Source organism: Pseudonocardia sp. TRM90224 (genome assembly GCF_021245725.1).
GTDB lineage: Bacteria > Actinomycetota > Actinomycetes > Mycobacteriales > Pseudonocardiaceae > Pseudonocardia.
This window is the reverse complement of record NZ_JAJGSX010000003.1, coordinates 480326-502891: the sequence shown is the minus strand read 5'-3', so window position 1 is coordinate 502891 and position 22566 is coordinate 480326. Positions and strand designations below refer to the sequence as shown.

Sequence of the window (22566 nt, the reverse complement as noted above, 5' to 3'; positions counted from 1 at the left end):
TCATCGGTCCCGGTCAGGCGATCTCCGACGGCAACCCGAACAGCGGGAACAGCCGCGCGCCGTCGAGGTCGGTGAACTCCTCGACGATCGCGCCGTCGCGGATCTCCAGCACGAGCAGCGCGAACGGCACGAGCCGGCCGTCTTCGTCGGGGCGGTACTGACCGAAGGCCGGCGAGCCGTTGGCGACCGTCGGGACCAGCCGGTCGTCCTTGCAGGCGTCGCCGAACGTGAGGACGGCCCGCACCGTCTCGCGACCCCGCAACCACCACCGGAACGGCGGCATCGACGTCACGACGTCCTCGTGCAGCAGCTCCACGAGGGTCGCGACGTCATGGCTCTCGAACGCCTTCACGTACCGCGCGAGGAATTCCTGCTGCACCCCGTCCATCGGCGCGTAGGGCTCGCCCGCCCTGATGTCGCGGGTCGCGAGCGTGGCGCGGGCCCGCTGCAACGCACTGGAGATGCCGGCGGCCGTCGTGTCCAGCATTGCCGCGGCCTCGACCGCCGACCAGCACAGGACGTCGCAGAGGATCAGCGCCGCGCGCTGGCGCGGCGGCAGGTGCTGCAGCGCGGCCACGAACGCGAGCCGGATCGTCTCGCGCTGCGCGGCGATGTCGGCCGGGTCGCCGTCGAAGGGCAGCACCATCGCGTCGGGCACGGGCCGCAGCCAGCGGTTCTCCGGCAGCGGCGCCCCGAGGCCGGCACCCAGCGCCGTCGCCGGACCGAGGTCCATCGCCCGTGCGCGGCGCTGCGCGCTGCGCAGCATGTCGATGCAGACGTTCGTGGTGATCCGGTAGATCCACGCCCGCAGCGGTGCGCGCTCCTCGTCGTACGTGTCGATGTTGCGCCAGGCGCGGACCATCGCCTCCTGCACGGCGTCCTCCGCCTCGAAGGCGGAGCCGAGCATGCGGTAGCTGTAGCCCGTCAGCTCGGTGCGGAACTGCTCGAGGTCGCGCACCCGGCCGAAGCTACCCGCAGACTGCGCTGGAGCAGAACGGTGTCGAGCCAGGTGTCCTTCTTGAACCCGACGTCGGCCAGCCTGCCGGTCTCGGTGAAGCCGTGGCGCTGGTGCAGCGCGAGCGAGCGCGGGTCGCCGGTGTCGACGACCACCGCGATCACCTCGCGCACCCCCGCCGCGGCGCACATCGCGAGCAGCGAGTCGAGCAGCGCGCCACCCACCCCGCGGCCCGTCGCCCACGGCGCGACGTATACGGAGTCCTCGACCGTCCAGCGGTACGCGGCCCGCGCGTTCCAGGGTTTGCAGAACGCGTACCCGGCCACCCGGCCGTCGATCTCGGCGACGAGGAACGGCAGCCCCGTCTCGGCGATCCGCCAGAACCGCGTCGACCATTCCCGGACGTCCGGCGCGTCGATCTCGAACGTCGCGGTGGTGGTGTCGACGTAGTGGCGGTAGATCTCGCAGACGGCGTTCATGTCCTCCGGCCACGCCTGCCGGACGGTTGCGACTGCGGTCGACATAGCAGAGACCCTTTCCGCTATAGCAGAATCAGTCGCTACTATAGCGCACGTGGACCTCGAAGTGCTCGGAGAACGTGTCCGTGACCTGCGTCTCGAACGCGGGCTGACGCTCAACGGGCTCGCCGAGCGGTGCGATGTGAGCGTGAGCATGCTGTCGTCCGTCGAGCGAGGGGAGAAGGCGGCGACGATCGTTGTGCTCGACCGGATCGCGGGCGGGCTCGGCACGCGCCTGACCGACCTGCTCACCGGCCAGCTCGACCGCGGTGTCGTGCTGCGCAGGGCCGCCGACCAGGACATCGCCGACGAGCCGGGCGGCTGGCGGCGGATCATCCTCACGCCGGTCGTCCCCGGCGTGAACTTCGAGTGGATCCGCTCCACGCTGCCGCCGGGCTGCGACGCCGGGACCTTCCCCGCCTACGCGCCCGGCTCGCACGAGTTCATCGCCGTCGAGGCGGGCGAGCTGACCATGACGATCGGCGCCGAGCAGCTCGTCCTGACCGCCGGCGACTCCCTCTACTTCGCCGCGGACGTGCCGCACGGCTTCGCCAACAACGCCGGCGTCGAATGCAGCTACCACGTGGCCGCGCTGAACATGCGCAGCCGCAAACCGGGCCGGCGTTGACCGTCGACAACGACGTTCTGGCGATTTGTTAGCGCTCACAACAGCCAAAACGTCGTTGTCGACGCTTAGTCCAGGGGCGGGAGGGTGCCTTCTTTCGTGCGCATCCCCGCTATCAGGAGTGCTATGTAGCGGCGGTGGGGGGTGTGGCCGATCGGGAGGTGCACGGTGGCCAGCACCATCACGACGACGGCCGCGAGGTCGCGCATCTCCAGGTCGCGGCGCAGCAGACCTTCGCGCTGCGCCGCGGTGAGCACCTCAGCGAGCGGGAGCAGGTAGCGCTCGGCGACGTCGAACGAGACACCACCCGCCTCCCGCAGCGCGGCGAGCAGCTGCTGGTGGGCCATCAGCACCTCGACGGTGGCCGTCAGCGCCTCCACCAGGCCGTCGACGGGGTCCGCGGCCGCGCGCGCCGTCGCGACCAGCGGTTCGACCTGCTTCTCGAACAGCTGCCCGAAGACGGCCCTGACCAGCGCGCCGCGGCCGCCGAAGAGCCGGTAGAGCGTCGCGATCCCGACGCCGGCCCGGCGCGCGATCTCGTCGAGCGGAACGTCCGGCCCGGCCTCCTCGAACGCGGACAGTGCGGCGTCGAGGACGCGCGCGATGTTGCGCCGGGCGTCCGCCCTACGCGGTGTCGCTCGCACCGGCGCACGCTAACAGGAAAGGCGGGTTACTCGTCGACGAGCGACAACGCACCCGACGGGCAGTTCGCCACTGCCTCCTTGATCGAGGGCCCGTCGCCCGGGTCGTCGACGAGCAACGTGACGATGCCGTCGTCGTCCTGGTCGAAGACGTCGGCGTCGGTCAGCACGCACAGCCCCGCGCCGATGCAGAAGTCCTTGTTGACCGCCAGCTTGCTCACCAAGCCACCTCCATGGATGTCAGTCCGTAGATCACGTGGAACGAGCGGAAGTCGGGCGTGCTCGACACGGCTCGCAGATCGGGGAACCGCTTCAGCAACGCCGGGAGCGCCGTGCGCAGCTCCATGCGCGCCAGCGGCGCCCCGAGGCAGTGGTGGATGCCGTGGCCGAACGCGAGATGCCCGATCTCGCCGCGGGTGACGTCGAGCTCGTCCGGCTCGGAGCGCAGCTGGGGATCGCGGTTCGCGGTCGGCAACGCGCACATCACGAACTCGCCCTCCTTGATCAGCTGCCCGGCCACCTCGACGTCCCTCGTGGCGATCTTGCCAGTTCCCGAGTGCACGATGCTCAGCCAGCGCAGCAGCTCCTCCACCGCGGCGTCGACGCGCTCCGGCTGGTCGCGGACGATCGCGAGCTGGTCGGGGTGCTGCAGCAGTGCGAGCGTGCCGAGGCCGAGCATGTTCGACGTCGTCTCGTGGCCCGCGATGAGCAGCAGTCCGGCGATGCCGATCAGCTCGACCGAGGTGAGGTCGTCGCCGTGCTCGCGCACCAGCATGCCGAGCATGTCCTCGCCGGGATCGGCCTTCGCCCGCTCGACGAGCGTCGCCATGTAGTCGCGCGACTCCTCCTGCAGCGCGAGCCGCTCGTCGAGCGGCACCGAGAGGTCGAGCTGGCGGTTGCTGCGCTCCTGGAACCCGGCCCGGTCGGAGTACGGGACGCCGAGCAGCTCGCAGATCACCAGCGACGGGATCGGCAGCGCGAAGTCGGCGACCAGGTCGGCGGGCGGTCCCTTGCGCTCCATCGCGTCGAGGTGCTCGTCGACGATCTCGACGATCCGCGGCTCCAGCCGGCGGATGCGGCGCAGGGTGAACTCCGGGGTCAGCAGGCGGCGCAGCCGGCCGTGCGCGGGCGGGTCGAGCGCGAGCAGGTTGCCGGCCTGGCGCTCGGCGAGCTCCTTGCGCTTGATCTTGTCGACGCCGGGCAGCGGCAGCTCCGAGACGCGGGAGTTGCTGAACGTCGCCGGGTCGCTGAGCACGGCCCGCACGTCGGCGTAGCGCGTGATCAGCCAGGCGTCGATCCCGAACCCGGTGGAGACCTTGGTGATGCCCTCGTTCTCCCGGATGGCGGCAAGCGCGGGCGCCGGGTCGAAGCCCTCCCGTTGCATGCTCAGCGGAAGCTCTCGCGTCTCGGTCACTGATCCTCCCCGATGATCACGCGCCGCGATGGCGCGCTCACGGGACAAACGATAGTCGCCTATCGCATAGTTCCCCAGGGCCCACGAATCTCCCCACCGTTTTGGGTGGATGCGCGCTCCGCAGGCGCGCATCCACCCAGAACGATGGGGAAGTCGGACGTCCGTCCTGGTGCGGGAGACTGGCGCGGTGGCTTCCGACAACGAGCGTCCCGGGCCCGCCGGGGCCAGCAGCACGTCCATCGTGCTGCTGACGCTGGCCCGGAGGATCGAGAACGCGCTCTCGTCGGAGCTCGCTCCGCTCGGGCTGACGATCAGCCGGCTCGGCCTGCTCGGCCACATCCACGGCGTGCCGGGGGTGTCGTTCAGCGACCTCGCCCGGATGTCGGGCATCACCGTGCAGAGCGTGCACACCGCGGTGAACGCGCTCGCTGCCGCCGGACTGGTCCGCGACAGCACCGCCCGCGCCGGCTCGGCGTCGACGATCGAGATGACGGACGAGGGTGCCCGCCTGCTCCGGGCCGCGATGTCCGCGGTGGCGCGGGTCGACGCGCAGCTCTTCGGGCCCGAGGCGGACCCGATCCAGCAGCAGATCGGCGACACCGTGCGCGGGCTCTTCCCGCCGAACGACTGATCCCCTCCTTCAGGTCACCTGAAGCTCTGCTACCTTCAGATCATCTGAAGGTTGCGGAGCGAGGAGTCGCCGTGGAAGGCCTACTGCTGTCGTTGCACGTGCTCGCCGGGATCGTGTTCGTCGGCGGCTCGGCCGTCGCCACGAGCCTGTTCCCCCGCTACGCGCCCGTGGCCGTCGCCGTTGCGGCCGGCGGCCCCGCCGAGGCCCCGACGGAACGCAACCCTGCCGTCGCCGTGATGCTGCACCGGATCACCCGGGTGTACGGGTTGATCGGCATCGCCGTCCCGGTGATCGGGATCGTGCTGGCGGTCGTCCAGGGCCGGATGGGCGAGATCTGGATCAACATCTCGATGGTGCTGACGCTCGCCGCCGGCCTCGTACTGGCGCTGCTGATCCTCCCGCGGCAGCGGCTGGCGCTCACCGAACCCGACGACGGCAGGCGCCTGCGCATGCTCGGCATGCTCAGCGGGATCTACAACCTGCTCTGGGCCGCCGTGGTCGTCCTCATGATCGTGCGGCCGGGCGCGTACCACTGACTGCCTCCTGGACGGCCCGCAGCCGGCCGGACAGATCGCCCACGTCGGCGGTGGCGAGGTTGTCGGCGGCTGCGAGCACCCAGCGGTGATGGGCCTCGCTCATCCGGTCGAGTGCCGCCCGGCCGGCCGGCGTCACCGTCAACAGCTTCGCCCGACGATGGCGCGGATTCTCCGCATACCGGGCCATCCCGCCGGCGACCAGCAGGTCGGCGACCCGCTGCACGGACTGGCGAGCGGTGTCGAGCCGCGCCGCGATGGAGGCGACGGTGCGCGGCTCGTCGGCGATCTCCTGCAGGCAGACGCTGCGGGCATGGCTGAGGTCCGCCGCGGCGGCGATCTCCTCCCCGACGGCGAGCAGCGAGCGGTTGAGGCCTGCGACGACCCGCATGAAGTCGAGCAGTTCGGCCGCCGTCGGCACCTGGTCCGGTTCCTCCGCCATGGCGTGAGGGTGCCATTCGCACCATCAGGGCAATATTGACAGCATGCTGTCAACTTCGTAGCTTCGGCGTGTGCCCCTCACCGCCGATGACACCCTCGCCATCCACCACCTCCTCGCCATGCACGGACACCTCGTCGACTCCGGCGACCTCGGCCGTCTCGACGAGCTCTTCACCCCCGACGCCGTCTACGACGTCAGCGCGCTCGGCCAACGGCCCCTGCGGAGCATCGCGGAGTTCCGCGCCGCCACCGAGGCCTTCGCCGACCACCCGATGAACCCCGTGGGCCACCACGTCACGAACATCCTGGTCACCGAGCTGCCCGATGGCACCGTCACGGTGGCCTCCAAGGGCATCGGCGTGCGCGCCGACGGCACCGCCGGCTCCGTCACGTACCGGGACCGGGTGGTCCGCTGCGCCGACGGTTGGCGGATCGCGGAGCGGTGCGTGTCACCCGCACGGGAACGAGCCTGATCTACCGTCGCACCGTGGACGATCTCTTCGCACGAGCCGCCGCCGTCGCCGCCGCCTACCGGGCGGAGCTGCCGGAACGTCGGGTGCAGGCCGCGGCCGGCGACGACGCGGTCCGCGCGGCCTTCGGCGGCCCGCTGCCCAGCACCCCGACACCGGCCGCGGACGTCGTCGAAGCGCTGGTTGCGGCGGCGGAGCCCGGCCTCGTCGCCTCCGCCGGGCCGCGGTACTTCGGGTTCGTGACCGGCGGCGCGCTGCCGGCGGCGTCGGCCGCGGACATCCTCGCGACCGGCTGGGACCAGAACGCGTTCAACGCGGTGCTCTCCCCTGCGGCCGCAGCCGCGGAGGAGGCGGCCGCAGGCTGGTTGACGACGCTGCTCGGCCTGCCGGAGGGCTCGACCGTCGGGTTCGTCACCGGCGGCCAGGCCGCCAACACCGTCGGCATCGCGACCGGACGGCACGACGTGCTCGCCCGCGCCGGCTGGGACGTCGAACGCGACGGCCTGCACGGCGCACCTCGCGTTCGGGTGGTCGCCGGCATCGAACGGCACGGGACGATCGACCGCTCGCTGCGCCTGCTCGGCCTCGGGACGTCCGCGCTGGAGGAGGTGGCTGCCGACGCGAACGGCGCGATCGACGTCGCCGACCTGCGCCGGGTCCTTACCGAAGGGCCGCCGGGGCCGGTGATCGTCTGCCTGCAGTCCGGCAACGTCAACACCGGGGCGTGCGACGACCTCCGCAGCGCGATCCCGATCGCCCGCGAGCACGACGCGTGGGTGCACGTCGACGGCGCCTTCGGACTGTGGGCGGCGTCAAGCCCGGCGCACTCGCACCTCGTCGACGGCCGCGAGCTGGCCGACTCGTGGGCGTGCGACGGCCACAAGTGGCTGAACGTGCCCTACGACAGCGGGTTCGCGATCTGCGCGCACCCGACGACGCACGTCGCGGCGGTGTCGTACACGGCGCCGTACCTCGTCGGCTCCGGCGGCACCCGCCCCGGCATGGGCGATCTGACGCTCGACTCGTCGCGGCGGGCCCGCGGGTTCGCCACCTGGGCGGCGCTGCGCGAGCTGGGCTCCGACGGGGTCGCCGAGGTCGTGCAGCGCTGCTGCACGCTGGCCCGCCGGTTCGCCGACGGCCTCGCCGCCGGCGGCGTGGAGATCGGCAACGACGTCGTGCTCAACCAGGTGCTCGCCCGGTTCCGCGACGACGCCGGCACGGACGCCGTCATCGAGGCGGCACAGCGCGAGGGCACCTGCTGGTTCGGCGGCACCACCTGGCGCGAGCGGCGCTGGGCCCGGATCTCGATCTCCAACGCGGCGACGACGGAGGCCGACGTCGACCGGTCCGTCGAGGCCGTCCTCCGCCTCGCCCGGACATAGCCCAAAACTTCCCCACCGTTTTGCCTATTTGCACGCCCTTTTGGGTGTGCAGGTTGGCAAAACGGTGGGGAAGTTCGTCAGCTGGCCCCGCAGCAGGCCGAGGCGGCGGCTTCGGTGTAGCGGTCGTGGTGGCGCAGCCAGGTCAGAGCCTTGCCGTCGAGGTCGGGCATCCCGTCCCAGCCCTCCTGGCGCCCGCCGGGGGTGAGGTCCAGCCAGGCGTACGTCGAGAGCAGGTGGTCGAGTCCGCGGCCCGACGTCCAGTAGGAGAGCAGGATCCGGTCGCCCTCCCGGACGAGGACGCTGACGCCGGGGATCTCGCCTGCGTACTGCTCGGTCTCGACGGTCGCGGTGAAGTCGTGGTTGAAGTCGCTGCCGGCCGACGACACCCACGGCACCGTCCAGCCCATCCGCGCCTTGAACTCCTCGATCGCGTCGAGCGGCGCGCGCGAGACCATGACCAGCGTCGTGTCGCGGGCGTTGATGTGGGCGAGGTGGCCGATGCTGTCGGCGACGTGCGAGCAGCTGACGCACCCTTCGGCAGGTGCGGGCTGCGTCGGTGCCGGCCGGGCCGTGTCGAACATGAAGTGGTAGATGATCAGTTGGCCGCGCCCGTCGAACAGGTCCCCGAGCGAGCGGGGGCCGTCCGGCGTGTCGAACACGTAGTCCTTGCCGATCTCGACCATCGGCAGCCCGCGACGCAGCGCGTTGACCTCGTCGCGCGCCTTCGTCACCGCCTTCTCCCTGGTCAGCAGCTCCTCGCGGGCGGCGTCCCACTCCTGCCGCGATACGACGGTCCGTGCGTTCATCTCGTCCTCCAGTGGTCGGGTTCACCCTGTGACGAAGCTGCTCGCCGGTTCTCGACACTCACCCGGCATCGGACCCGGATTTCATCAGCACCTCGTCCGGCGCCGGCAACCAGATCTCGTCGCCCGGCCGCTGGAACTGCGCTCGGGAGTGCGCAACCAGTGCCGTGAGCAGCGGATGCCGCGTGTCGCGTCGCCACAGCAGGTACCACGGGTACGCGGGCGCCGGCCGGACGACGGGGATCCGCACGATGTCGGGCCGCCACGGCATGCGGGTGCCCTCACCGATGAAGCTGATCTGCCCGTCGGCGCTCGGCAGCTGTTCGAGCAGGTAGTCGAACCCGAAGTTCGGACCGCGCGTCTCGATGCGCAGGCCGAACCGCTCCGCCAGGTCGGTGTAGAAGTCGCTCCACTCGCTGCCCTGCTCGTTGCCGGGCATCCACGCGGTCACACCCTCGAGCTCCGATGCGTCGAGCGTCTTCCGGCCGGCGAAGCGGTGGGTGTCCCCGGCGATCACGTGCAGCGTCTCGGCGTGGACGGGGATGAACGCGATCCGGGGGTCGACGGTTCCCCGCACCCTGGCGTACGCGGCGTCGATCGTCCCCTCCAGCAGGGCCGGAACTGCAGAGCGGAGCCCGTTCGACTTGATGATGTCGATCTCCCCGCCGCCGACGGCCACGTGGAAGTCGTGCAGCAGTTCGGTCGCCGCGAACCGGGTGCCGAGCACGTCGACCCGCAGCGCGCGGCGCCGGTCGCGCAACGATCCGACGGCCTGGTCGGCGGCGGCCAGCACCGAGCGGGCGTGCGGGAGGAACTCCGTGCCGTCCTCGGTCAGTTCCGCGCCCGACGACATCCGGAGCAGCAGTGCCGCACCCAGCTCGTCCTCCAGCTTCGCGACCCGTTTCGAGACCGCCTGCTGGCTCAACCCGAGCCGATCGGCCGCCGCGCCGAAGTGCCGCAGCTCGGCGACCGCCAGGAAGGCCCGCACGGCGCCGAGATCGAGCTCCACCCTCATCTCACAACTCCCGGTTGTCGCGTTGGGCGTGTCCGTTGTTGGACGGCCGAGGTCAGCGCCGGTTGGAATGCGGCCTCCGACCACCGCGAGGAGTGTATTCGTGGACTCCTTCGTGCACCTGCACGTCCACTCCGAGTACTCGATGCTCGACGGCGCCGCCAAGATCAAGCCCCTGCTGGCCGAGGCCGAACGGCACGGCATGCCGGCCGTCGGCCTGACCGACCACGGCAACATGTACGGCGCCGACGAGTTCTACCGGCAGGCCACCCGCACCGGCATCACCCCGATCATCGGGATCGAGGCGTACGTCGCGCCGGAGAGCCGCTTCCACAAGAAGCCCGTGCGCTGGGGCACGCAGGCCGGCAGCGACGACGTCTCCGGCGGCGGCGCATACACGCACATGACGATGCTCGCGCGGAACGTCCAGGGCCTGCGCAACCTGTTCCGGCTCTCGTCGACGGCGAGCATCGAAGGCTTCTACCGCAAGCCGCGGATGGACCGCGAGCTGATCTCCCGGCACGCGGCCGGGATCGTCGCGACCACCGGGTGCCCGTCCGGCGAGGTGCAGACGCGCCTGCGGCTCGGCCAGCACCGCGAGGCGCTGCAGGCGGCCGCCGACTACCGCGACATCTTCGGCTCGGACAACTTCTTCCTGGAGCTGATGGACCACGGGCTGGCGATCGAACGGACCGTCCGGGAGGGCCTGCTCGACGTCGGGCGGACGCTCGGGCTGCAGCCGCTGGCGACGAACGACTCGCACTACGTCACGGCCGACCAGTCGGAGAGCCACGCCGCGCTGCTCTGCGTGCAGTCGGGCCGGACGCTGACCGATCCCGCCCGGTTCCGGTTCGACGGCGAGGGCTACCACCTGCGCTCACCTGCGGAGATGCGGGCGTACTGGGACGCGGAGGTGCCGGGCGCCGCCGATGCGACGCTGCGGGTCGCGGAGCGGGTCGAGCCCTACACCGAGGTGTGGGAGCACCGCGACCGGATGCCGCTCTTCGACGTGCCCGACGGCCACGACACGGCGTCGCTGCTGCGCCACGAGGTGGCCGAAGGGCTGCGGCGACGGCTGCCGGCCGGCGTCCCGGACGCCTATCTGGAACGGGCCGAGTTCGAGATCGACGTGATCGTCCAGAAGGGCTTCCCCGCCTACTTCCTGATCACCGCCGACCTCATGAACCACGCCAGGAGCGTCGGGATCCGGGTCGGCCCGGGGCGTGGTTCGGCGGCCGGGTCGCTGGTGGCGTACGCGATGGGCATCACCAACCTCGACCCGCTCGAGCACGGCCTCCTGTTCGAACGGTTCCTCAACCCCGAGCGGGTCTCGATGCCCGACATCGACATGGACTTCGACGACCGCAGGCGCGGCGAGATGCTCCGCTACGCCACCGAGCGCTACGGCTCCGACCGCGTCGCGCAGGTCATCACGTTCGGCACGATCAAGACCAAGGCCGCGATCAAGGACGCCGCGCGGGTGCACTTCGGCGCGGCCGGGTTCGCCGTCGCCGACCGGATCTCCAAGGCGCTGCCGCCGCCCGTCGCGGCGAAGGACATCCCGCTCTCGGGCATCTCCGACGCCGGTCACGAGCGGCACGCGGAAGCCACCGAGGTACGGGCGCTCATCGCGGCCGACGCGGACGTCGCCACGATCGTCGAGACCGCTCGCGGGCTCGAAGGCCTGATCCGCAACGCCGGCGTGCACGCCTGCGCGGTGATCATGTCGGCGCAGCCGCTGATCGACACCATCCCGCTCTGGCGGCGGGACGACGGGGCGATCATCACCGGCTGGGACTACCCGTCGTGCGAGGCCATCGGCCTGCTGAAGATGGACTTCCTGGGCCTGCGGAACCTGACCGTGATCGGCGACGCGATCGACAACCTGCAGGCCAACCGAGGCATCGACGTCGACCTCGACACCCTCCCCCTCGACGACCCCGAGACCTTTGCGCTGCTCGCCCGCGGTGAGAGCCTCGGCGTCTTCCAGCTCGACGGCACGGCCATGCGCGAGCTGCTGCGCCGCATGCGCCCGACGGGCTTCGGCGACATCATCGCCGTCAACGCGCTCTACCGGCCGGGCCCGATGGCGATGAACACCCACAACAACTACGCCGACCGCAAGAACGGCCGGCAGCGCGTCGAGCCGATCCACCGCGAGCTGGCCGAGCCGCTGCGCGACATCCTGGCCGAGACCCACGGCCTGGTCGTCTACCAGGAGCAGATCATGCAGATCGCGCAGCGCGTCGCCGGGTTCTCGATGGGACGTGCCGACGTGCTGCGCCGCGCGATGGGCAAGAAGAAGAAGGAGGTGCTGGAGCAGGAGTTCGAGGGCTTCCGCGAGGGCATGCGGGCCGGCGGCTTCTCCGACGCCGCCGTGCAGGCGCTCTGGGACACGGTGCTGCCCTTCGCGGGGTACGCGTTCAACAAGTCGCACGCCGCCGGCTACGCGCTCGTCGGCTACTGGACGGCGTACCTCAAGGCCAACCACCCCGTCGAGTACATGGCCGCGCTGCTCACCTCGGTCGGGGGCGACAAGGACAAATCAGCGATCTACCTGGGCGAATGCCGGCGGATCGGGATCCGGGTGCTGCCGCCCGACGTGAACGAATCGCAGCCGCGCTTCGCCGCGGTCGGCGACGACATCCGCTTCGGTCTGGAGGCCGTGCGCAACGTCGGCTCCGCGGTCGTCGAATCCGTCATCCGCACGCGTGCCGAAAGCGGGAAGTACACGTCGTTCGCCGATTTCGTCGAACGGTCCGAGCTGACCGCTTGCAACAAGCGGGTGCTGGAGTCGCTCGCCAAGGCCGGCGGCTTCGACTCGTTGGGCCACACCAGGGCGGCCCTCGTCCGCGTCCACGAGGCGGCCGTCGACGCGGTGGTGCCGCTCAAGCGGCGCGCCGCGGCCGGGCAGTACGACCTGTTCGACGAGCCGAGGGGTCCGGGCGGGCAGGAGGCCCAACCGTCGACGTCGCCGCTCGCGCACCTGCGGCTCGACGGCGAGGAGTTCCCCCGCGACCAGCTGCTGAGCCACGAACGGGAGATGCTCGGGCTCTACGTCTCGGCGCACCCGCTGGACGGCCTGGAGGACCTGCTCCACAGGCACGCCCGCCGGTCCATCGCCGGGCTGCTCGCCGATCGGCCGCACGAGGGTGACGTGCAGGTCGCCGGGCTGATCACCGCCATCGACCGGCGGGTCGACAAGCGCGGGCAGCCGTGGGCCATCTGCACCGTCGAGGACTTCGAGGGGAGCCTGGACGTCCTGTTCTTCGCCAGGACGTACGCGGTGGTCGGCGCCGAGCTCGTCGAGGACTGCCCGGTCGTGATCACGGGCAAGGTCAACTGGAGGGAGGACACGATGTCGGTGTTCGGCGAGACGATCACCCGGCTCGACCCGGCCGCCGCAACCGAACCGCTGACGCTCACCTGCGCCCCGCACCTGCTCGACGGCGACGTCGTCGCCCAGCTGCGGCAGAGCCTGACCGCCCATCCCGGACGGACCCCCGTGCACATCGAGCTGCGGTGCCGCTCGGGCCCCCGGCTGTTCGCGCTCGACGACTACCCCGTCGACGTGACCTCGATGCTCCTTGGCGAGCTGAAGGGGATCCCGGGGATCGCGGTGGCGGGCCGGGCGGCTCCATGAGGAAGAGGAGGCGGGATACTGCTGATCGTGTTCGTTGCGCTCTTCCACTCGGTGTTCGGCCTGCGTGGCGTCGAGCTAGCGGCGGCGGAACGGCTACGAGCTGCCGGCCACCAGGTCGTCGTGCCGGACCTCTTCGACGGCGTGACGAATCCGGGCGACTTCGACGCCGCCTTCGACCATCTCGACCGGATCGGCTGGAGCACCGTCCTCGAACGGGCGCACGACGCGCTCGCCGACGCGCCGGCCGAGACCGTGCTGGGCGGGCTCTCGATGGGGGCCGCGCTGGTCGGTGACATCTGGCCGGCCCGCCTGGACGCGGCAGGGGCCTTCTACCTGCACGCCGCGCCGCCCGTGCCGGCCGGGATCCGCACCGGCACCCCCGTCCAGCTGCACTTCGGAGCCGGTGATCCCTTCGTCCCGCCGGAACGGCTCGCGCGGTTCCGGGAGAGCGCCGAACGGAACGGGGCCTACGCGACGGTGCGCGAGTACGAGGGCGTGGGCCACTTCTTCACGGACGAGACGCTGCCCGACCACGACGCCGACGCCGCGACCAGCACGTGGCGCGACGTGCTCGGGATGCTCGACCTGCTCGAAGCCACGCGCTAGGCGCTCCTAGGTCGCCTGCGCGACCCCGATGAGGTTGCCCTCGCTGTCGTAGAAGAAGGCGCCGCGCTCGCCCGTGCCCTTGCTCGGGTAGTTGTCGGGGACCGTGACGATGTCGTCGGTGACGTCGAGGTCGCCCATGTCGAAGTTCTCGAACCGCACCCCGCGCGAACGCAGCTCGGCGACCGCCGCGTCGAGGTCGGGGACCTCGAACCCCAGCTGGGTCGCCTCCCCGGACGCCTCGCCGCTCGAGGCGAAGATGTGGAACTCGGTCCCGCCGAGCAGGTAGCGCAACCCACCCTCGCGCTCCTCGACGGGTTCGAGGCCGAGCAGCTCCCCGTAGAAGCGCCGGGCCCGGTCGAGGTCGGATGCGGGGATCTTGGTGATCGCGTGTGCCGCGTTCAGCGGGCCGCTCATGTCAGCTCCGTCGGTGGGTCTCCAGGGTGGTCACCCGCAGCGTAGGCACGCGCGCTGCTACCCGCCGAGCAGCGACATCACGGGGAAGGGGTGGTCCTGCCAGATCAGCCGGGACGCCTCCTCCGGGTAGGCCGTGACGCTCGGCGTCGAGTCGAAGAGCTGCGCGAGGCGGTGCTCGGCGTCGTACGCGGGCCAGCCGGGATCGCCTCCTTCGGCGAACGCAGTCCACGCCGCACGCATGTGCGCCGACAGTGCTTCAGCCGTCGGGTGCCGGTCGCCGATCAGCATGGCCGGCTGGCCGCTCTCGAGGTTGCCGAAGACGAGCGGGACGTCGAGGCCGTGGCACGCGCCGAGCTCGCCCTCCCACGTCAGCTCGTACAGGTGGGCCCGGCCGCCGGCGGCGACCTGCGCCTCGGCGAGGAACAGCGACGGCATCCGGAACAGCCAGTCGGACCTGACCAGCTCGTACAGCTCGTCCGGGCCGGCGTCCGGGTAGCCGTCGCGGTAGCGGCGAGCGCCCTCGGGGCCGGGGGCGAAGGCTGCCAGGGTTGTCGCCGCCATCTCGGGCGTCACCTCGCCGAGCACTCCTTCGATCATGGAGAGCAACCGGTGCTCGTCGCGGGTGTGGCCGACGAGCAGCTCGACGTCACGGCCGGTGCCGGTGGCCAGCGCCTGCCACGGGGTGCCGGGCAGCACCTCACCGTCGACGACCGGCGCGAACGGCGTCGTCGCCAGCGCGGCGCAGCCCCACCGCGGCGCCCGCTGACCGATCGTGGCGACCACGGCGTCGCCGAGCTCGGGCAGCATCTCCGGTGGGACCTCGGCGAGCTCGGCCGCTGTGGGCCGCAGTCCGAGCTCGTCGGCGCACGCCGCCGCGATGTCGGCCGCGAGCTCCGGCGCGAAGAACGTGCCCTGCACGCTCTGCGCGACTGCCCGGTGGAAGAGCCCAACCGCGCTGGGCATCGCCAGCAGCGCCGCCACCGATCCGCCGCCGGCGGACTGACCGAAGATCGTGACGCGGTCGGGATCGCCGCCGAAGGCCGCGATGTTCTCGCGCACCCACCGCAGCGCGGCAACCTGGTCGAGCAGGCCCCGGTTCGCCGGCGCGCCCTCGACCAGCGCAAAACCCTCCATGCCGACGCGGTAGTTGAACGTCACCAGGACGACCCCGTCGCGCGCGAGCCGGCCGCCGTCGTACTGCGGCAGGCCGGACATGCCGATCGTGTAGGCGCCGCCCTGGATCCACACCATCACCGGGAGCGCCGCGGCCCGCCCGGGATCCGGCGACCAGACGTTGATCGTCAGCCAGTCACCTGCGGAGTGGCCCGACAGGGCGGCCATGCCGAACGCGTCGGCCTGCGGTGGCGGCGGGCCGAACTCCACTGCCCCGCGGACGTCCCCCCACGGCCGGGCCGGCCGCGGCGCGGCGAACCGCAGCGCGCCGACCGGTGGTTCGGCGAACGGGATGCCGCGGAAGACGGCCGTGCCCGACTCCCACGTGCCACGCACGGGGCCGGACGACGTGCGGACGTCGGGCTGGGGCCGGGCGACGGTCATCACGGCCGCCTTTCGGGATCGAGGACAGCGGATCGTCCCCAGTAGGTCACCACGATCGCCAGCGATTTCGATACGTCGAGTTCCTGCACACGATGCGCAATCCACTCCGAAGTATCTGACCGCTAACGTGCACGCTCGGACCAGCGAGCAACGTCGGCACAAGGGACAGCGGGGGCGCACACGTGTCGTACAACGAGATCCTCATGTTCGTCTTCATCGACATCGCGATCGTGGTGGCCATCGCGAGGGTGGTGGGCTGGGTCTTCCAGCGGTTCGGTCAGCCCGCTGTCATCGGTGAGATCGTGGCCGGCATCGCGCTCGGCCCGACGTTGCTCGGCCTGCTACCAGGCGACTTGCACCTGGTCATCTTCCCGATGGAGGCCCGGCCCTACCTGAACGTGATCGCCCAGATCGGGCTGATCCTGTTCATGTTCATCGTCGGGCTGGAGGTCGACCTCTCGACGATCAAAGAGCGACGCAGCACGGCCAGCACGGTGTCGATCGTCTCGATCACGTTGCCGTTCGGGCTCGGCGTTCTGGTGTCGTGGTTCCTCTACGAGAACCACATGATCTTCACCAATGCCGATGGCACGACGAAGCCGGTGGAGTTCCTGCCCTTCGCGCTGTTCCTCGGTGTCGCCATGTCGATCACCGCGTTCCCGGTGCTCGCGCGGATCCTGTCCGAACGCCGGATGCACCGGACGTCGACCGGGGTGCTCGCGCTGGCCTGCGCGGCGATCGACGACGTGCTGGCGTGGTCGCTGCTCGCGGTCGTGGTGGCGGTCGGGTCGTCCGGCGGCAGCTTCCTGCACGTCCTGCAGATCCTCGGCCTCACGGCGATCTTCGCGCTGATCATGTTCTTCGTCGTCAAGCCCCTGCTGAGCCGGTTGGTGCCCTGGTACAACAGCAAGGGCCGGCTGACTTCCGACATGCTCGCGATCGTCCTGGTGCTCCTGCTGGTGAGCGCGTACGTGACCGAGCGGATCGAGGTCCACGCGATCTTCGGCGCCTTCATCCTCGGCACGATCATGCCGCGACGCGGCGCCGGCGGCCTGACCCGCGAGATCCTGGAACGGATCGAGCAGATCAGCGTGCTCCTGCTGCTGCCGGTGTTCTTCGTGGTCACGGGCCTGCGCGTGGACATCGGCGCGGTCGGGATCTTCGGGATCGTCGAGCTGCTGGTGATCCTGGCGGCCGCGATCGGCGGCAAGTTCCTCGGCGCCTACTACGCCGCCCGCTTCCGACGGGTGCCGCGGCGGCAGGCCGGCGCGCTCGGCCTGCTGATGAACACCAGAGGGCTCACCGAGCTCGTCATCCTGACCGTCGGTGTGCAGCTCGGCATCCTCGACCAGAACCTCTTCACGCTCATGGTGCTCATGGCGCTGATCACGACGGCGATGGCCGCGCCGCTGCTCAACCTGGTCTACCCGGCGCGCATCGTGAACCGGGAGATCGCGGAAGCCGACGCCGCGGAGCTCGGCGAGGTCGCCGCGTTCACCGTCGTCGTCGCCATCGCCGACGGCGCGGAGACCGAGGCGCTCGCCCGGATCGCGAGCGAGATCGCCGGGCGCGAGCAGCCGGCCCGGGTCGTGCTCTGCCGGTTCATCCCGGCCCGCGCGTCGCTGGAGATCGGCAGCGGCCTCGGCAACGAGCTGGCGATGATCACGGAAGCGGGCGACGCGATGCGGGCCGTTGCGGCGCAGGTCGAGGCGAGCGGCCGGGTGCAGGTCTCGGTGATCGCCCGGTTCTCGACCGATCCCGTCGCAGACCTGGAGACCGTTGCGGCCACCGCGCAGGCCGACGTCGTGCTGGCGCCGGAGACCGCCGCCCACGACGGGACCCCGCCGGCGTTGCCGTCCGCGGCCCGCGGGCTCGTATCGATCGGCTCGGCAGGGTCGGACGGTCGGGTCACGGTCGTCCTCGACGGGACGGCAGGCGCGCGGGCCGCGGTGCGGCTCGGCGCGCACATCGCGATCGCGCGGGGCGTCCCGCTGCTGGTGGGCAGCACCGACGCCCGGGCGGCGGCCAAGCGGGCGCGGGACACGATCGAGCTGCTCCGGCGGCGCGGCGTCGAAGTGGCGCCGCTCGAGGACGCCGACCACGACGGCGGGCTCGTGCTGTTCTCCGGCGATGCCGACCCGGTGGCAGCAGCCGCCGGCGGCGCCTCGGTCATGCGGATCTGGCCGAGCGAGCTGGATTCCGACGAGGACCTGGAGCAGCTGGTCGCGCGGATCGTGGTCGAGCGGCCCGAGGGGTCGACCACGCGATAGCCGGGTCAGCGCCGTGGGTTGCCCGCCGGTCAGGAAAGGCTTGCGCGTACGGCACCGAAGGGCAGCCGCGGTGCGATGTCGCGCCGGGCCGGGGCAACCGACCCTTGGTGGATGGACGCAGCGTTGACGATCGCCGGGCTGAGCAAGCGGTTCGGGCCCACCGTGGCCGTGCACGACGTGCACCTCACCGTGGCGCGCGGCTCGTTCTTCGGGCTCGTGGGGCCCAACGGCGCAGGCAAGACGACCGCGCTGTCGATGGCGGTCGGGCTCGTGCGTCCCGACGCCGGCGCGGTGCGCATCTTCGACCACGACGTGTGGGCGGACCCGGTCAGGGCGAAGGAGCTGGTCGGCGTGCTCCCCGACGGGCTGTCGCTCCCGGAGCGGCTCACCGGCCGGGAGCTGCTCACCTACAGCGCCCGCCTGCGCGGCCTCGACCGGGCCACCGCGGCGGAGCGGGCGTCCGAGCTGCTGGCCGTGCTGGCGCTGACCGACGCCGAGCACACGGTCGTGATCGACTACTCGGCGGGGATGCGCAAGAAGATCGGGCTCGCGGCCGCCTTGCTGCACGCACCGAAGCTGCTCGTGCTGGACGAGCCGTTCGAGGCGGTCGACCCGGTCTCGGCCTCGACGATCCGCACGATCTTGCAGCGGTTCGTCGCGGCGGGCGGCGCGGTTGTGCTCTCGAGCCACGTGATGGCGCTGGTGGAGAAGCTGTGCGACCACGTCGCGGTGATCGCGAGGGGGCAGGTGGTCGCGAGCGGCCGCGTCGACGAGGTGCGTGGTGCCGGCAACCTCGAGGACGCGTTCGTCAGCCTGGTCGGCGGGCAGGTCGGCGGCGAGGAGGGCCTGTCGTGGTTGACGTCCTGATCGCGATCAAGCTGCGGGCCCTGCGGCGGACGCTGCACGGGTGGACGGGCACCGCATACGTCCTGATGGCCGTCGCCGGCCTGAGCACCGCGCTGGTCTGCGTCGCGTTCATGGCGCTGTTCCCCGGCGGGATCACCGTCCGCGTCGACATCGCCGCGACCGTCTTCGCCGTGTGGACCCTGGGCTGGCTGTTCGGACCGGTGCTGGGCGCGAGCGACGAGACGCTGCGGCCCGAGAACTTCGCCCTGCTGCCGCTGCGCCCGACGGCGCTGGCATCAGGGTTGCTCGGCGCGTCTCTGGTGGGGGTCGCGCCGCTGGTCACGGCTCTGATCATGTTCGGGTTGGTGCTGGTGGCGATCCCGGCCGGGATCGGCGCGGTGCTGGTCGCGGTGGTGGCGGCGGCGGGGCAGCTGGCGCTCGCGGTGCTGCTGTCGCGGGTCGTGTTCGCCGGGCTCGGTGCGGCGTTGGCGTCGCGGCGGGGCCGGGACCTCGGGGTGCTGCTGGGCGCTCTGGTCGGGCTGGCCTACCTGCCGATCATCATGCTCACGCCGCACCTGGAACCGCTGGTGGTGGACCGCACCTCGCCGCTGTTCACGGCGGTGCTGCACGGTCTGCCCACCGGCTGGGGACCCGGAGCCGTCGCCGCTGCTGCCGAGGGGCGATGGGCGGTGGCGCTCGGTCTGCTCGCCGCGCTCGGTGTGCTCGACACGCTGCTGGTCGTCGCCTGGTCGCGACTGCTCGTCCGCAGGCTGACCACCGCCCAGCCCACCGCCCGCTCGCAGGCGGCCGGCTCGCGGCGCGGCGCGCTGCGCACGGTGTTGCCCGACAGCCCGCTCGGCGCGGTGATCGGCAAGGAGCTGCTGCTCTGGTGGCGCGACACGAGGCGCAAGGCGCTGATGTTCTCGTCGCTCCTCATCGGCATCCTGCTGCCCGTCTTCTACACATGGCAGAACTCGTCGCTCGTGCCGCTGGCGTCGGCCGGGATCTGGATCGTCGTCTTCGCATCGCTGCAGTGCGGCAACGTCTACGGGATGGACGGCAGCGCGGTCTGGCAAACGCTCGTCGCGCCGGCCGCCGCGCAAGTCGACGTGCGTGGCCGGCAGCTCGCCTGGCTGCTGATCGTCGGACCGTGCACGCTGCTCGCGGTCGCTGTGCTGCCCGCGGTGACGGGAACGGCCGAGTGGTACCCGTGGCAGCTGGCCATCGTGGCGGCGCTGCTGGGCGCCGGAAGCGGGACGTTCGTGCTCGCGTCGGTGCGCGCACCGGTGCCGATGCCGACCAAGGGTGGCAGCCCGTTCGCGACCGGACCGGGCGGCACCGCGGGGAAGGTCGTCAACGCCTTCGCCATGATGGGCCGGCTGCTGCTGGTCGTGCTGCCTCCGCTGGCCGTGCTGGTCGCCGGTGCGATCACCGGCTGGTCCGCACTGGCCTGGGCTGCGGTCCCGCTCGGCGTGGCGTGTGGAATCTGGGCGGCGTGGCGGTGGGGCGGCAAGGCCGCCCAGCAGGTATCGGAGCGCGGCCCCGAGCTGCTGGCGGCGGTGCGGCTGCCCGTTTAGGGGGCTGGATCAGGTCAGTCCCACCAAAAGAACCAGGAGTTCTGGCCTTTGAGCAGCTCGGCGTAGGCGGTGAGCGTCTCGTTGCCTTGCTCGCCTTGCTGGATGTTGTCGGGGCAGAACCCGAAGTGCTCGGCCGCGACCCGCAGCGCGTGCTCGGTGGTCATCGGGGGTGCGGCGACGCTCACGAGCAGGCTGGCGAAGCCGACCCGCACGACCCGGACCCCGAAGCGGTCCTCCCAGCTGCGCAGCACCGCGGAGAGCGGCGGGGTCGCGGAATGGTTGACCGGACCGTCCCACCCGGCGATCGTGAGCGAGTCGGCGCCGCACTCGGCCGCGACCAGGCCGAGCCGGGCGTCGCCGACGTCCAGCTGCCCCACGAACCAGTCGGCCACGGCGTCCGGGTCCTTCATCTGCACGCCCGGCGGGGCGATTCCGGGCCAGTCGGGACCGAACGGGGCCAGGTCGTCGAAGTCGTACTGCTCGTCCGGGTCGTCCGCGTCGTCCTCCTCGACCCAGTCGGCCCATGCCGCGGCCAGCACGGCGGCAGCGTCCTGGCCGTCGATCTCACCGACCGGGCGCGGGGTGACCTCGCCGTCGAGCCACGGCCGCGACGGATCGTCGTCCATGCCGTCGAGCAGCAACGGCCACAGCCCCGACCGCACGTGCTCGCTGCGCAGCTGCGCCCACAGCTCGGCCGACGCCGGCCCGTCGCTGATCCAGTAAGCGGGCGCTCCGGCACCCAGGTCGACGTCCGGTGTGATCAGCCGGCCGGCCGGCAGCGGGACGGACAACGTCCGTGCGGAGGAGTCGGGGAGCAGCGAGGCCAGTTCGGCAGGCAGCGGCACGGATCAGCAGCCTGCCACCCCGCCGACCTGGGCCGTCGACGGGGCGGCAGGTGCGGCGCGGGTCACCCGCCGTAGACGTGCAGGGTGGGCCGGTAGATCAGCTCCTGGATGTTCCCGTCGAGCGTCCGGTGTTCGAGCAGCTCGAGGTCGAAGTCGCCCGCACCACCGAGGACCGGGTCCGTCCCCAACCGGCCGGTGATCACCGGGAAGATCGTCATCTGGACCCGGTCGACCAGGCCGGCCGCCATCAACGCCCAGTTCAGCGACAGGCTGCCGTGGGAGCGCAACGGCACGTCCGACTCCTCCTTCAGCCGGGTGACGATGTCGATGGCGTTGCCGCTGGCGACGGTCGCGTCGGGCCAGTCGAAGGGCCCTTCCAGCGTCGACGAGATCACCGTGGCGGGCGAGTTCCGCATCCGGGTGACCCACGGGTCCCGGACGTCGTCGCCCTCGCTGCTCGCGGCCATCATGTCCACGAACTGCCGGAACGTGGTGGCCCCGAAGACCATCCGCGTCTCCGTCCCGAACGAGGCGAACCGGTGGTCGAGCAGCTCGGGCCCCTGCTTGCCCCAGTAGCCGCCCCAGTCGCCGTCGCCCGCGTAGGAGCCGTAGCCGTCGAGGCTGGAGAAGACGTCGAACGTGTAGGTGGCGGTCATGTGAACCTCCGTGGCCGGCGACCGACCCGCTGCCGGTCCCTCACCCTGGCTACGAACGGGCGCGGCGCCGTTCGACATGTCCCGCAGAAACTTTCGACGTCCGGGAGGCCGTCGCCACGGCAGCTCGAGGATCAGGCAGGGTGCCCCGTGCACGTACGAAAAGCCCCCAGTCCCGGAGGAAGGCGGGGAACCAGGCCACAATGCCGCGCGCTGGTCACTGGTGGCACCCTATCCCGATCGCCCGTAACTGCCTGGATCAGATGAAGCCAAGCGAATGTTTCATCGAACCTCGGCGAGATAGTGGCAATCTCTTGCTTGCCACCTGTCGACGCGATGCAGTTGCGATTGGCAACGAAAATCCGACCAGCAAGTCCCGCTTCACCCAACGCCCGGGCGCCGCCAGGGCCGGTCCGGCACGCTCGGCGTAAGCCAGATGTAAGGGCACTGTGGTGGTCTTACCCGGTGGCACGGCCCTGAACGAACCCTGTACGCACGCCATATCGCCGCGCGTGTGATTGATGGGTGGTCCGGGCCGGTCGAGCGGCTATGTGCGGAAATGCGGCGGATCGTAGTCGAGGTAGAATTCGGAACCATCGCTGACCGGATATACTTGTCAGCGTTTCGCAAGTCGATCGACCGGCATCGGCGCCAACCAGCGGACCGGGAGCGGATGCGCGGTAGCTGCTGCATGCGGCCGTCCGACTTCGGCTGAGCCCGAGACGACAGC

At 71.3% G+C, this 22566-nt stretch carries 22 protein-coding genes; 10 read left to right on the top strand and 12 right to left on the bottom strand.

What is annotated here, in order from left to right:
* Positions 1-13: 13 nt before the first annotated feature.
* Together LL648_RS06455 and LL648_RS06450 are read right to left on the bottom strand one after the other, a co-directional pair.
* Entirely contained in the window at positions 14-958 is a 945-nt protein-coding gene (locus LL648_RS06455) for a sigma-70 family RNA polymerase sigma factor (protein ID WP_232661477.1), read from the bottom strand.
* Positions 925-1479, bottom strand: a complete 555-nt coding sequence (locus tag LL648_RS06450; protein WP_232661476.1) for a GNAT family N-acetyltransferase — start codon at positions 1477-1479, stop codon at positions 925-927. Before LL648_RS06450 ends, LL648_RS06455 begins: the two co-directional genes overlap by 34 nt.
* Positions 1480-1528: 49 nt before the next feature.
* Here LL648_RS06450 and LL648_RS06445 point away from each other — a divergent pair, with 49 nt between their 5' ends.
* The gene (locus LL648_RS06445) at positions 1529-2101 is read left to right on the top strand and encodes a helix-turn-helix domain-containing protein (RefSeq protein ID WP_232661475.1); all 573 of its coding nucleotides are present in this window, start codon (positions 1529-1531) and stop codon (positions 2099-2101) included.
* A 65-nt stretch (positions 2102-2166) separates the two neighbouring features.
* On the opposite strand, the gene LL648_RS06440 is transcribed toward LL648_RS06445, so the two are convergent.
* Genes LL648_RS06440 through LL648_RS06430 form a run of 3 tightly spaced genes read right to left on the bottom strand, consistent with a single transcriptional unit; the run spans position 2167 to position 4153 of the window.
* Positions 2167-2742 carry a TetR/AcrR family transcriptional regulator gene (locus LL648_RS06440; RefSeq protein ID WP_232661474.1) on the bottom strand — a complete coding sequence of 192 codons (576 nt, stop codon included), beginning with the start codon at positions 2740-2742 and terminating at the stop codon, positions 2167-2169.
* A 26-nt stretch (positions 2743-2768) separates the two neighbouring features.
* A complete protein-coding gene (locus LL648_RS06435) occupies positions 2769-2960 on the bottom strand; it encodes a (4Fe-4S)-binding protein (protein ID WP_308190251.1) in 192 nt (63 codons plus the stop codon).
* The gene (locus LL648_RS06430; RefSeq protein ID WP_232661472.1) at positions 2957-4153 is read right to left on the bottom strand and encodes a cytochrome P450; all 1197 of its coding nucleotides are present in this window, start codon (positions 4151-4153) and stop codon (positions 2957-2959) included. Before LL648_RS06430 ends, LL648_RS06435 begins: the two co-directional genes overlap by 4 nt.
* A gap of 187 nt (positions 4154-4340) precedes the next feature.
* Here LL648_RS06430 and LL648_RS06425 point away from each other — a divergent pair, with 187 nt between their 5' ends.
* Both LL648_RS06425 and LL648_RS06420 read left to right on the top strand, forming a co-directional pair.
* Positions 4341-4784 (top strand): MarR family winged helix-turn-helix transcriptional regulator, encoded by a 444-nt coding sequence (locus tag LL648_RS06425; protein WP_232661471.1) that lies wholly within the window; start codon positions 4341-4343, stop codon positions 4782-4784.
* Positions 4785-4855: 71 nt separating this feature from the next.
* Positions 4856-5320, top strand: coding sequence for a hypothetical protein (locus LL648_RS06420; protein ID WP_232661470.1), 465 nt, complete (start codon positions 4856-4858; stop codon positions 5318-5320).
* Here the strand turns inward: LL648_RS06420 and LL648_RS06415 are convergent.
* Entirely contained in the window at positions 5289-5759 is a 471-nt protein-coding gene (locus LL648_RS06415; RefSeq protein WP_232661469.1) for a MarR family winged helix-turn-helix transcriptional regulator, read from the bottom strand. The genes LL648_RS06420 and LL648_RS06415 overlap by 32 nt on opposite strands.
* A gap of 70 nt (positions 5760-5829) precedes the next feature.
* Here LL648_RS06415 and LL648_RS06410 point away from each other — a divergent pair, with 70 nt between their 5' ends.
* Positions 5830-6231 carry a nuclear transport factor 2 family protein gene (locus LL648_RS06410; protein WP_232661468.1) on the top strand — a complete coding sequence of 134 codons (402 nt, stop codon included), beginning with the start codon at positions 5830-5832 and terminating at the stop codon, positions 6229-6231.
* 14 nt (positions 6232-6245) lie between these two features.
* Complete coding sequence (locus tag LL648_RS06405; protein ID WP_232661467.1) at positions 6246-7610, top strand: pyridoxal phosphate-dependent decarboxylase family protein; 1365 nt, start codon at positions 6246-6248, stop codon at positions 7608-7610.
* A 77-nt stretch (positions 7611-7687) separates the two neighbouring features.
* On the opposite strand, the gene LL648_RS06400 is transcribed toward LL648_RS06405, so the two are convergent.
* Positions 7688-8416, bottom strand: a complete 729-nt coding sequence (locus LL648_RS06400; RefSeq protein ID WP_232661466.1) for a DUF899 domain-containing protein — start codon at positions 8414-8416, stop codon at positions 7688-7690.
* 58 nt (positions 8417-8474) lie between these two features.
* On the bottom strand, positions 8475-9428 hold the full coding sequence (locus LL648_RS06395) for a LysR family transcriptional regulator (protein ID WP_232661465.1): 954 nt from the start codon (positions 9426-9428) through the stop codon (positions 8475-8477).
* A 142-nt stretch (positions 9429-9570) separates the two neighbouring features.
* Here LL648_RS06395 and dnaE point away from each other — a divergent pair, with 142 nt between their 5' ends.
* Together dnaE and LL648_RS06385 are read left to right on the top strand one after the other, a co-directional pair.
* Positions 9571-13068: a DNA polymerase III subunit alpha gene (gene dnaE, locus LL648_RS06390; protein WP_374112007.1), complete on the top strand. Its 3498-nt coding sequence runs from the start codon at positions 9571-9573 to the stop codon at positions 13066-13068.
* A 27-nt stretch (positions 13069-13095) separates the two neighbouring features.
* Entirely contained in the window at positions 13096-13674 is a 579-nt protein-coding gene (locus LL648_RS06385; RefSeq protein ID WP_232661463.1) for a dienelactone hydrolase family protein, read from the top strand.
* Between the two features lie 6 nt (positions 13675-13680).
* Here the strand turns inward: LL648_RS06385 and LL648_RS06380 are convergent, their stop codons facing one another.
* Both LL648_RS06380 and LL648_RS06375 read right to left on the bottom strand, forming a co-directional pair.
* Positions 13681-14088: a VOC family protein gene (locus LL648_RS06380; protein ID WP_232661462.1), complete on the bottom strand. Its 408-nt coding sequence runs from the start codon at positions 14086-14088 to the stop codon at positions 13681-13683.
* A gap of 57 nt (positions 14089-14145) precedes the next feature.
* On the bottom strand, positions 14146-15645 hold the full coding sequence (locus LL648_RS06375) for a carboxylesterase/lipase family protein (protein WP_232661461.1): 1500 nt from the start codon (positions 15643-15645) through the stop codon (positions 14146-14148).
* Between the two features lie 182 nt (positions 15646-15827).
* Here LL648_RS06375 and LL648_RS06370 point away from each other — a divergent pair, with 182 nt between their 5' ends.
* From LL648_RS06370 to LL648_RS06360, 3 genes are all read left to right on the top strand, one after another.
* On the top strand, positions 15828-17915 hold the full coding sequence (locus tag LL648_RS06370; protein WP_232661460.1) for a cation:proton antiporter: 2088 nt from the start codon (positions 15828-15830) through the stop codon (positions 17913-17915).
* 111 nt (positions 17916-18026) lie between these two features.
* Positions 18027-18782 carry an ABC transporter ATP-binding protein gene (locus LL648_RS06365; protein ID WP_232661459.1) on the top strand — a complete coding sequence of 252 codons (756 nt, stop codon included), beginning with the start codon at positions 18027-18029 and terminating at the stop codon, positions 18780-18782.
* A complete protein-coding gene (locus tag LL648_RS06360; protein WP_232661458.1) occupies positions 18767-20338 on the top strand; it encodes a hypothetical protein in 1572 nt (523 codons plus the stop codon). The genes LL648_RS06365 and LL648_RS06360 overlap by 16 nt, the downstream gene beginning before the upstream one ends.
* Positions 20339-20352: 14 nt before the next feature.
* Here the strand turns inward: LL648_RS06360 and LL648_RS06355 are convergent, their stop codons facing one another.
* Both LL648_RS06355 and LL648_RS06350 read right to left on the bottom strand, forming a co-directional pair.
* Positions 20353-21183 carry a DUF4253 domain-containing protein gene (locus tag LL648_RS06355; protein WP_232661457.1) on the bottom strand — a complete coding sequence of 277 codons (831 nt, stop codon included), beginning with the start codon at positions 21181-21183 and terminating at the stop codon, positions 20353-20355.
* Between the two features lie 62 nt (positions 21184-21245).
* The gene (locus LL648_RS06350) at positions 21246-21839 is read right to left on the bottom strand and encodes a dihydrofolate reductase family protein (protein ID WP_232661456.1); all 594 of its coding nucleotides are present in this window, start codon (positions 21837-21839) and stop codon (positions 21246-21248) included.
* Positions 21840-22566: the final 727 nt, after the last annotated feature.

What these genes read in the sequence shown, in the direction of transcription:
- LL648_RS06375 (WP_232661461.1), bottom strand. Translation starts at nt 15,645, where the DNA reads ATGACCGTCGCCCGGCCCCAGCCCGACGTCCGCACGTCGTCCGGCCCC.
- LL648_RS06400 (WP_232661466.1), bottom strand. Translation starts at nt 8,416, where the DNA reads ATGAACGCACGGACCGTCGTATCGCGGCAGGAGTGGGACGCCGCCCGC.
- LL648_RS06380 (WP_232661462.1), bottom strand. Translation starts at nt 14,088, where the DNA reads ATGAGCGGCCCGCTGAACGCGGCACACGCGATCACCAAGATCCCCGCA.
- LL648_RS06365 (WP_232661459.1), top strand. Translation starts at nt 18,027, where the DNA reads ATGGACGCAGCGTTGACGATCGCCGGGCTGAGCAAGCGGTTCGGGCCC.
- LL648_RS06395 (WP_232661465.1), bottom strand. Translation starts at nt 9,428, where the DNA reads ATGAGGGTGGAGCTCGATCTCGGCGCCGTGCGGGCCTTCCTGGCGGTC.
- LL648_RS06350 (WP_232661456.1), bottom strand. Translation starts at nt 21,839, where the DNA reads ATGACCGCCACCTACACGTTCGACGTCTTCTCCAGCCTCGACGGCTAC.
- LL648_RS06415 (WP_232661469.1), bottom strand. Translation starts at nt 5,759, where the DNA reads ATGGCGGAGGAACCGGACCAGGTGCCGACGGCGGCCGAACTGCTCGAC.
- dnaE (WP_374112007.1), top strand. Translation starts at nt 9,571, where the DNA reads ATGCTCGACGGCGCCGCCAAGATCAAGCCCCTGCTGGCCGAGGCCGAA.
- LL648_RS06450 (WP_232661476.1), bottom strand. Translation starts at nt 1,479, where the DNA reads ATGTCGACCGCAGTCGCAACCGTCCGGCAGGCGTGGCCGGAGGACATG.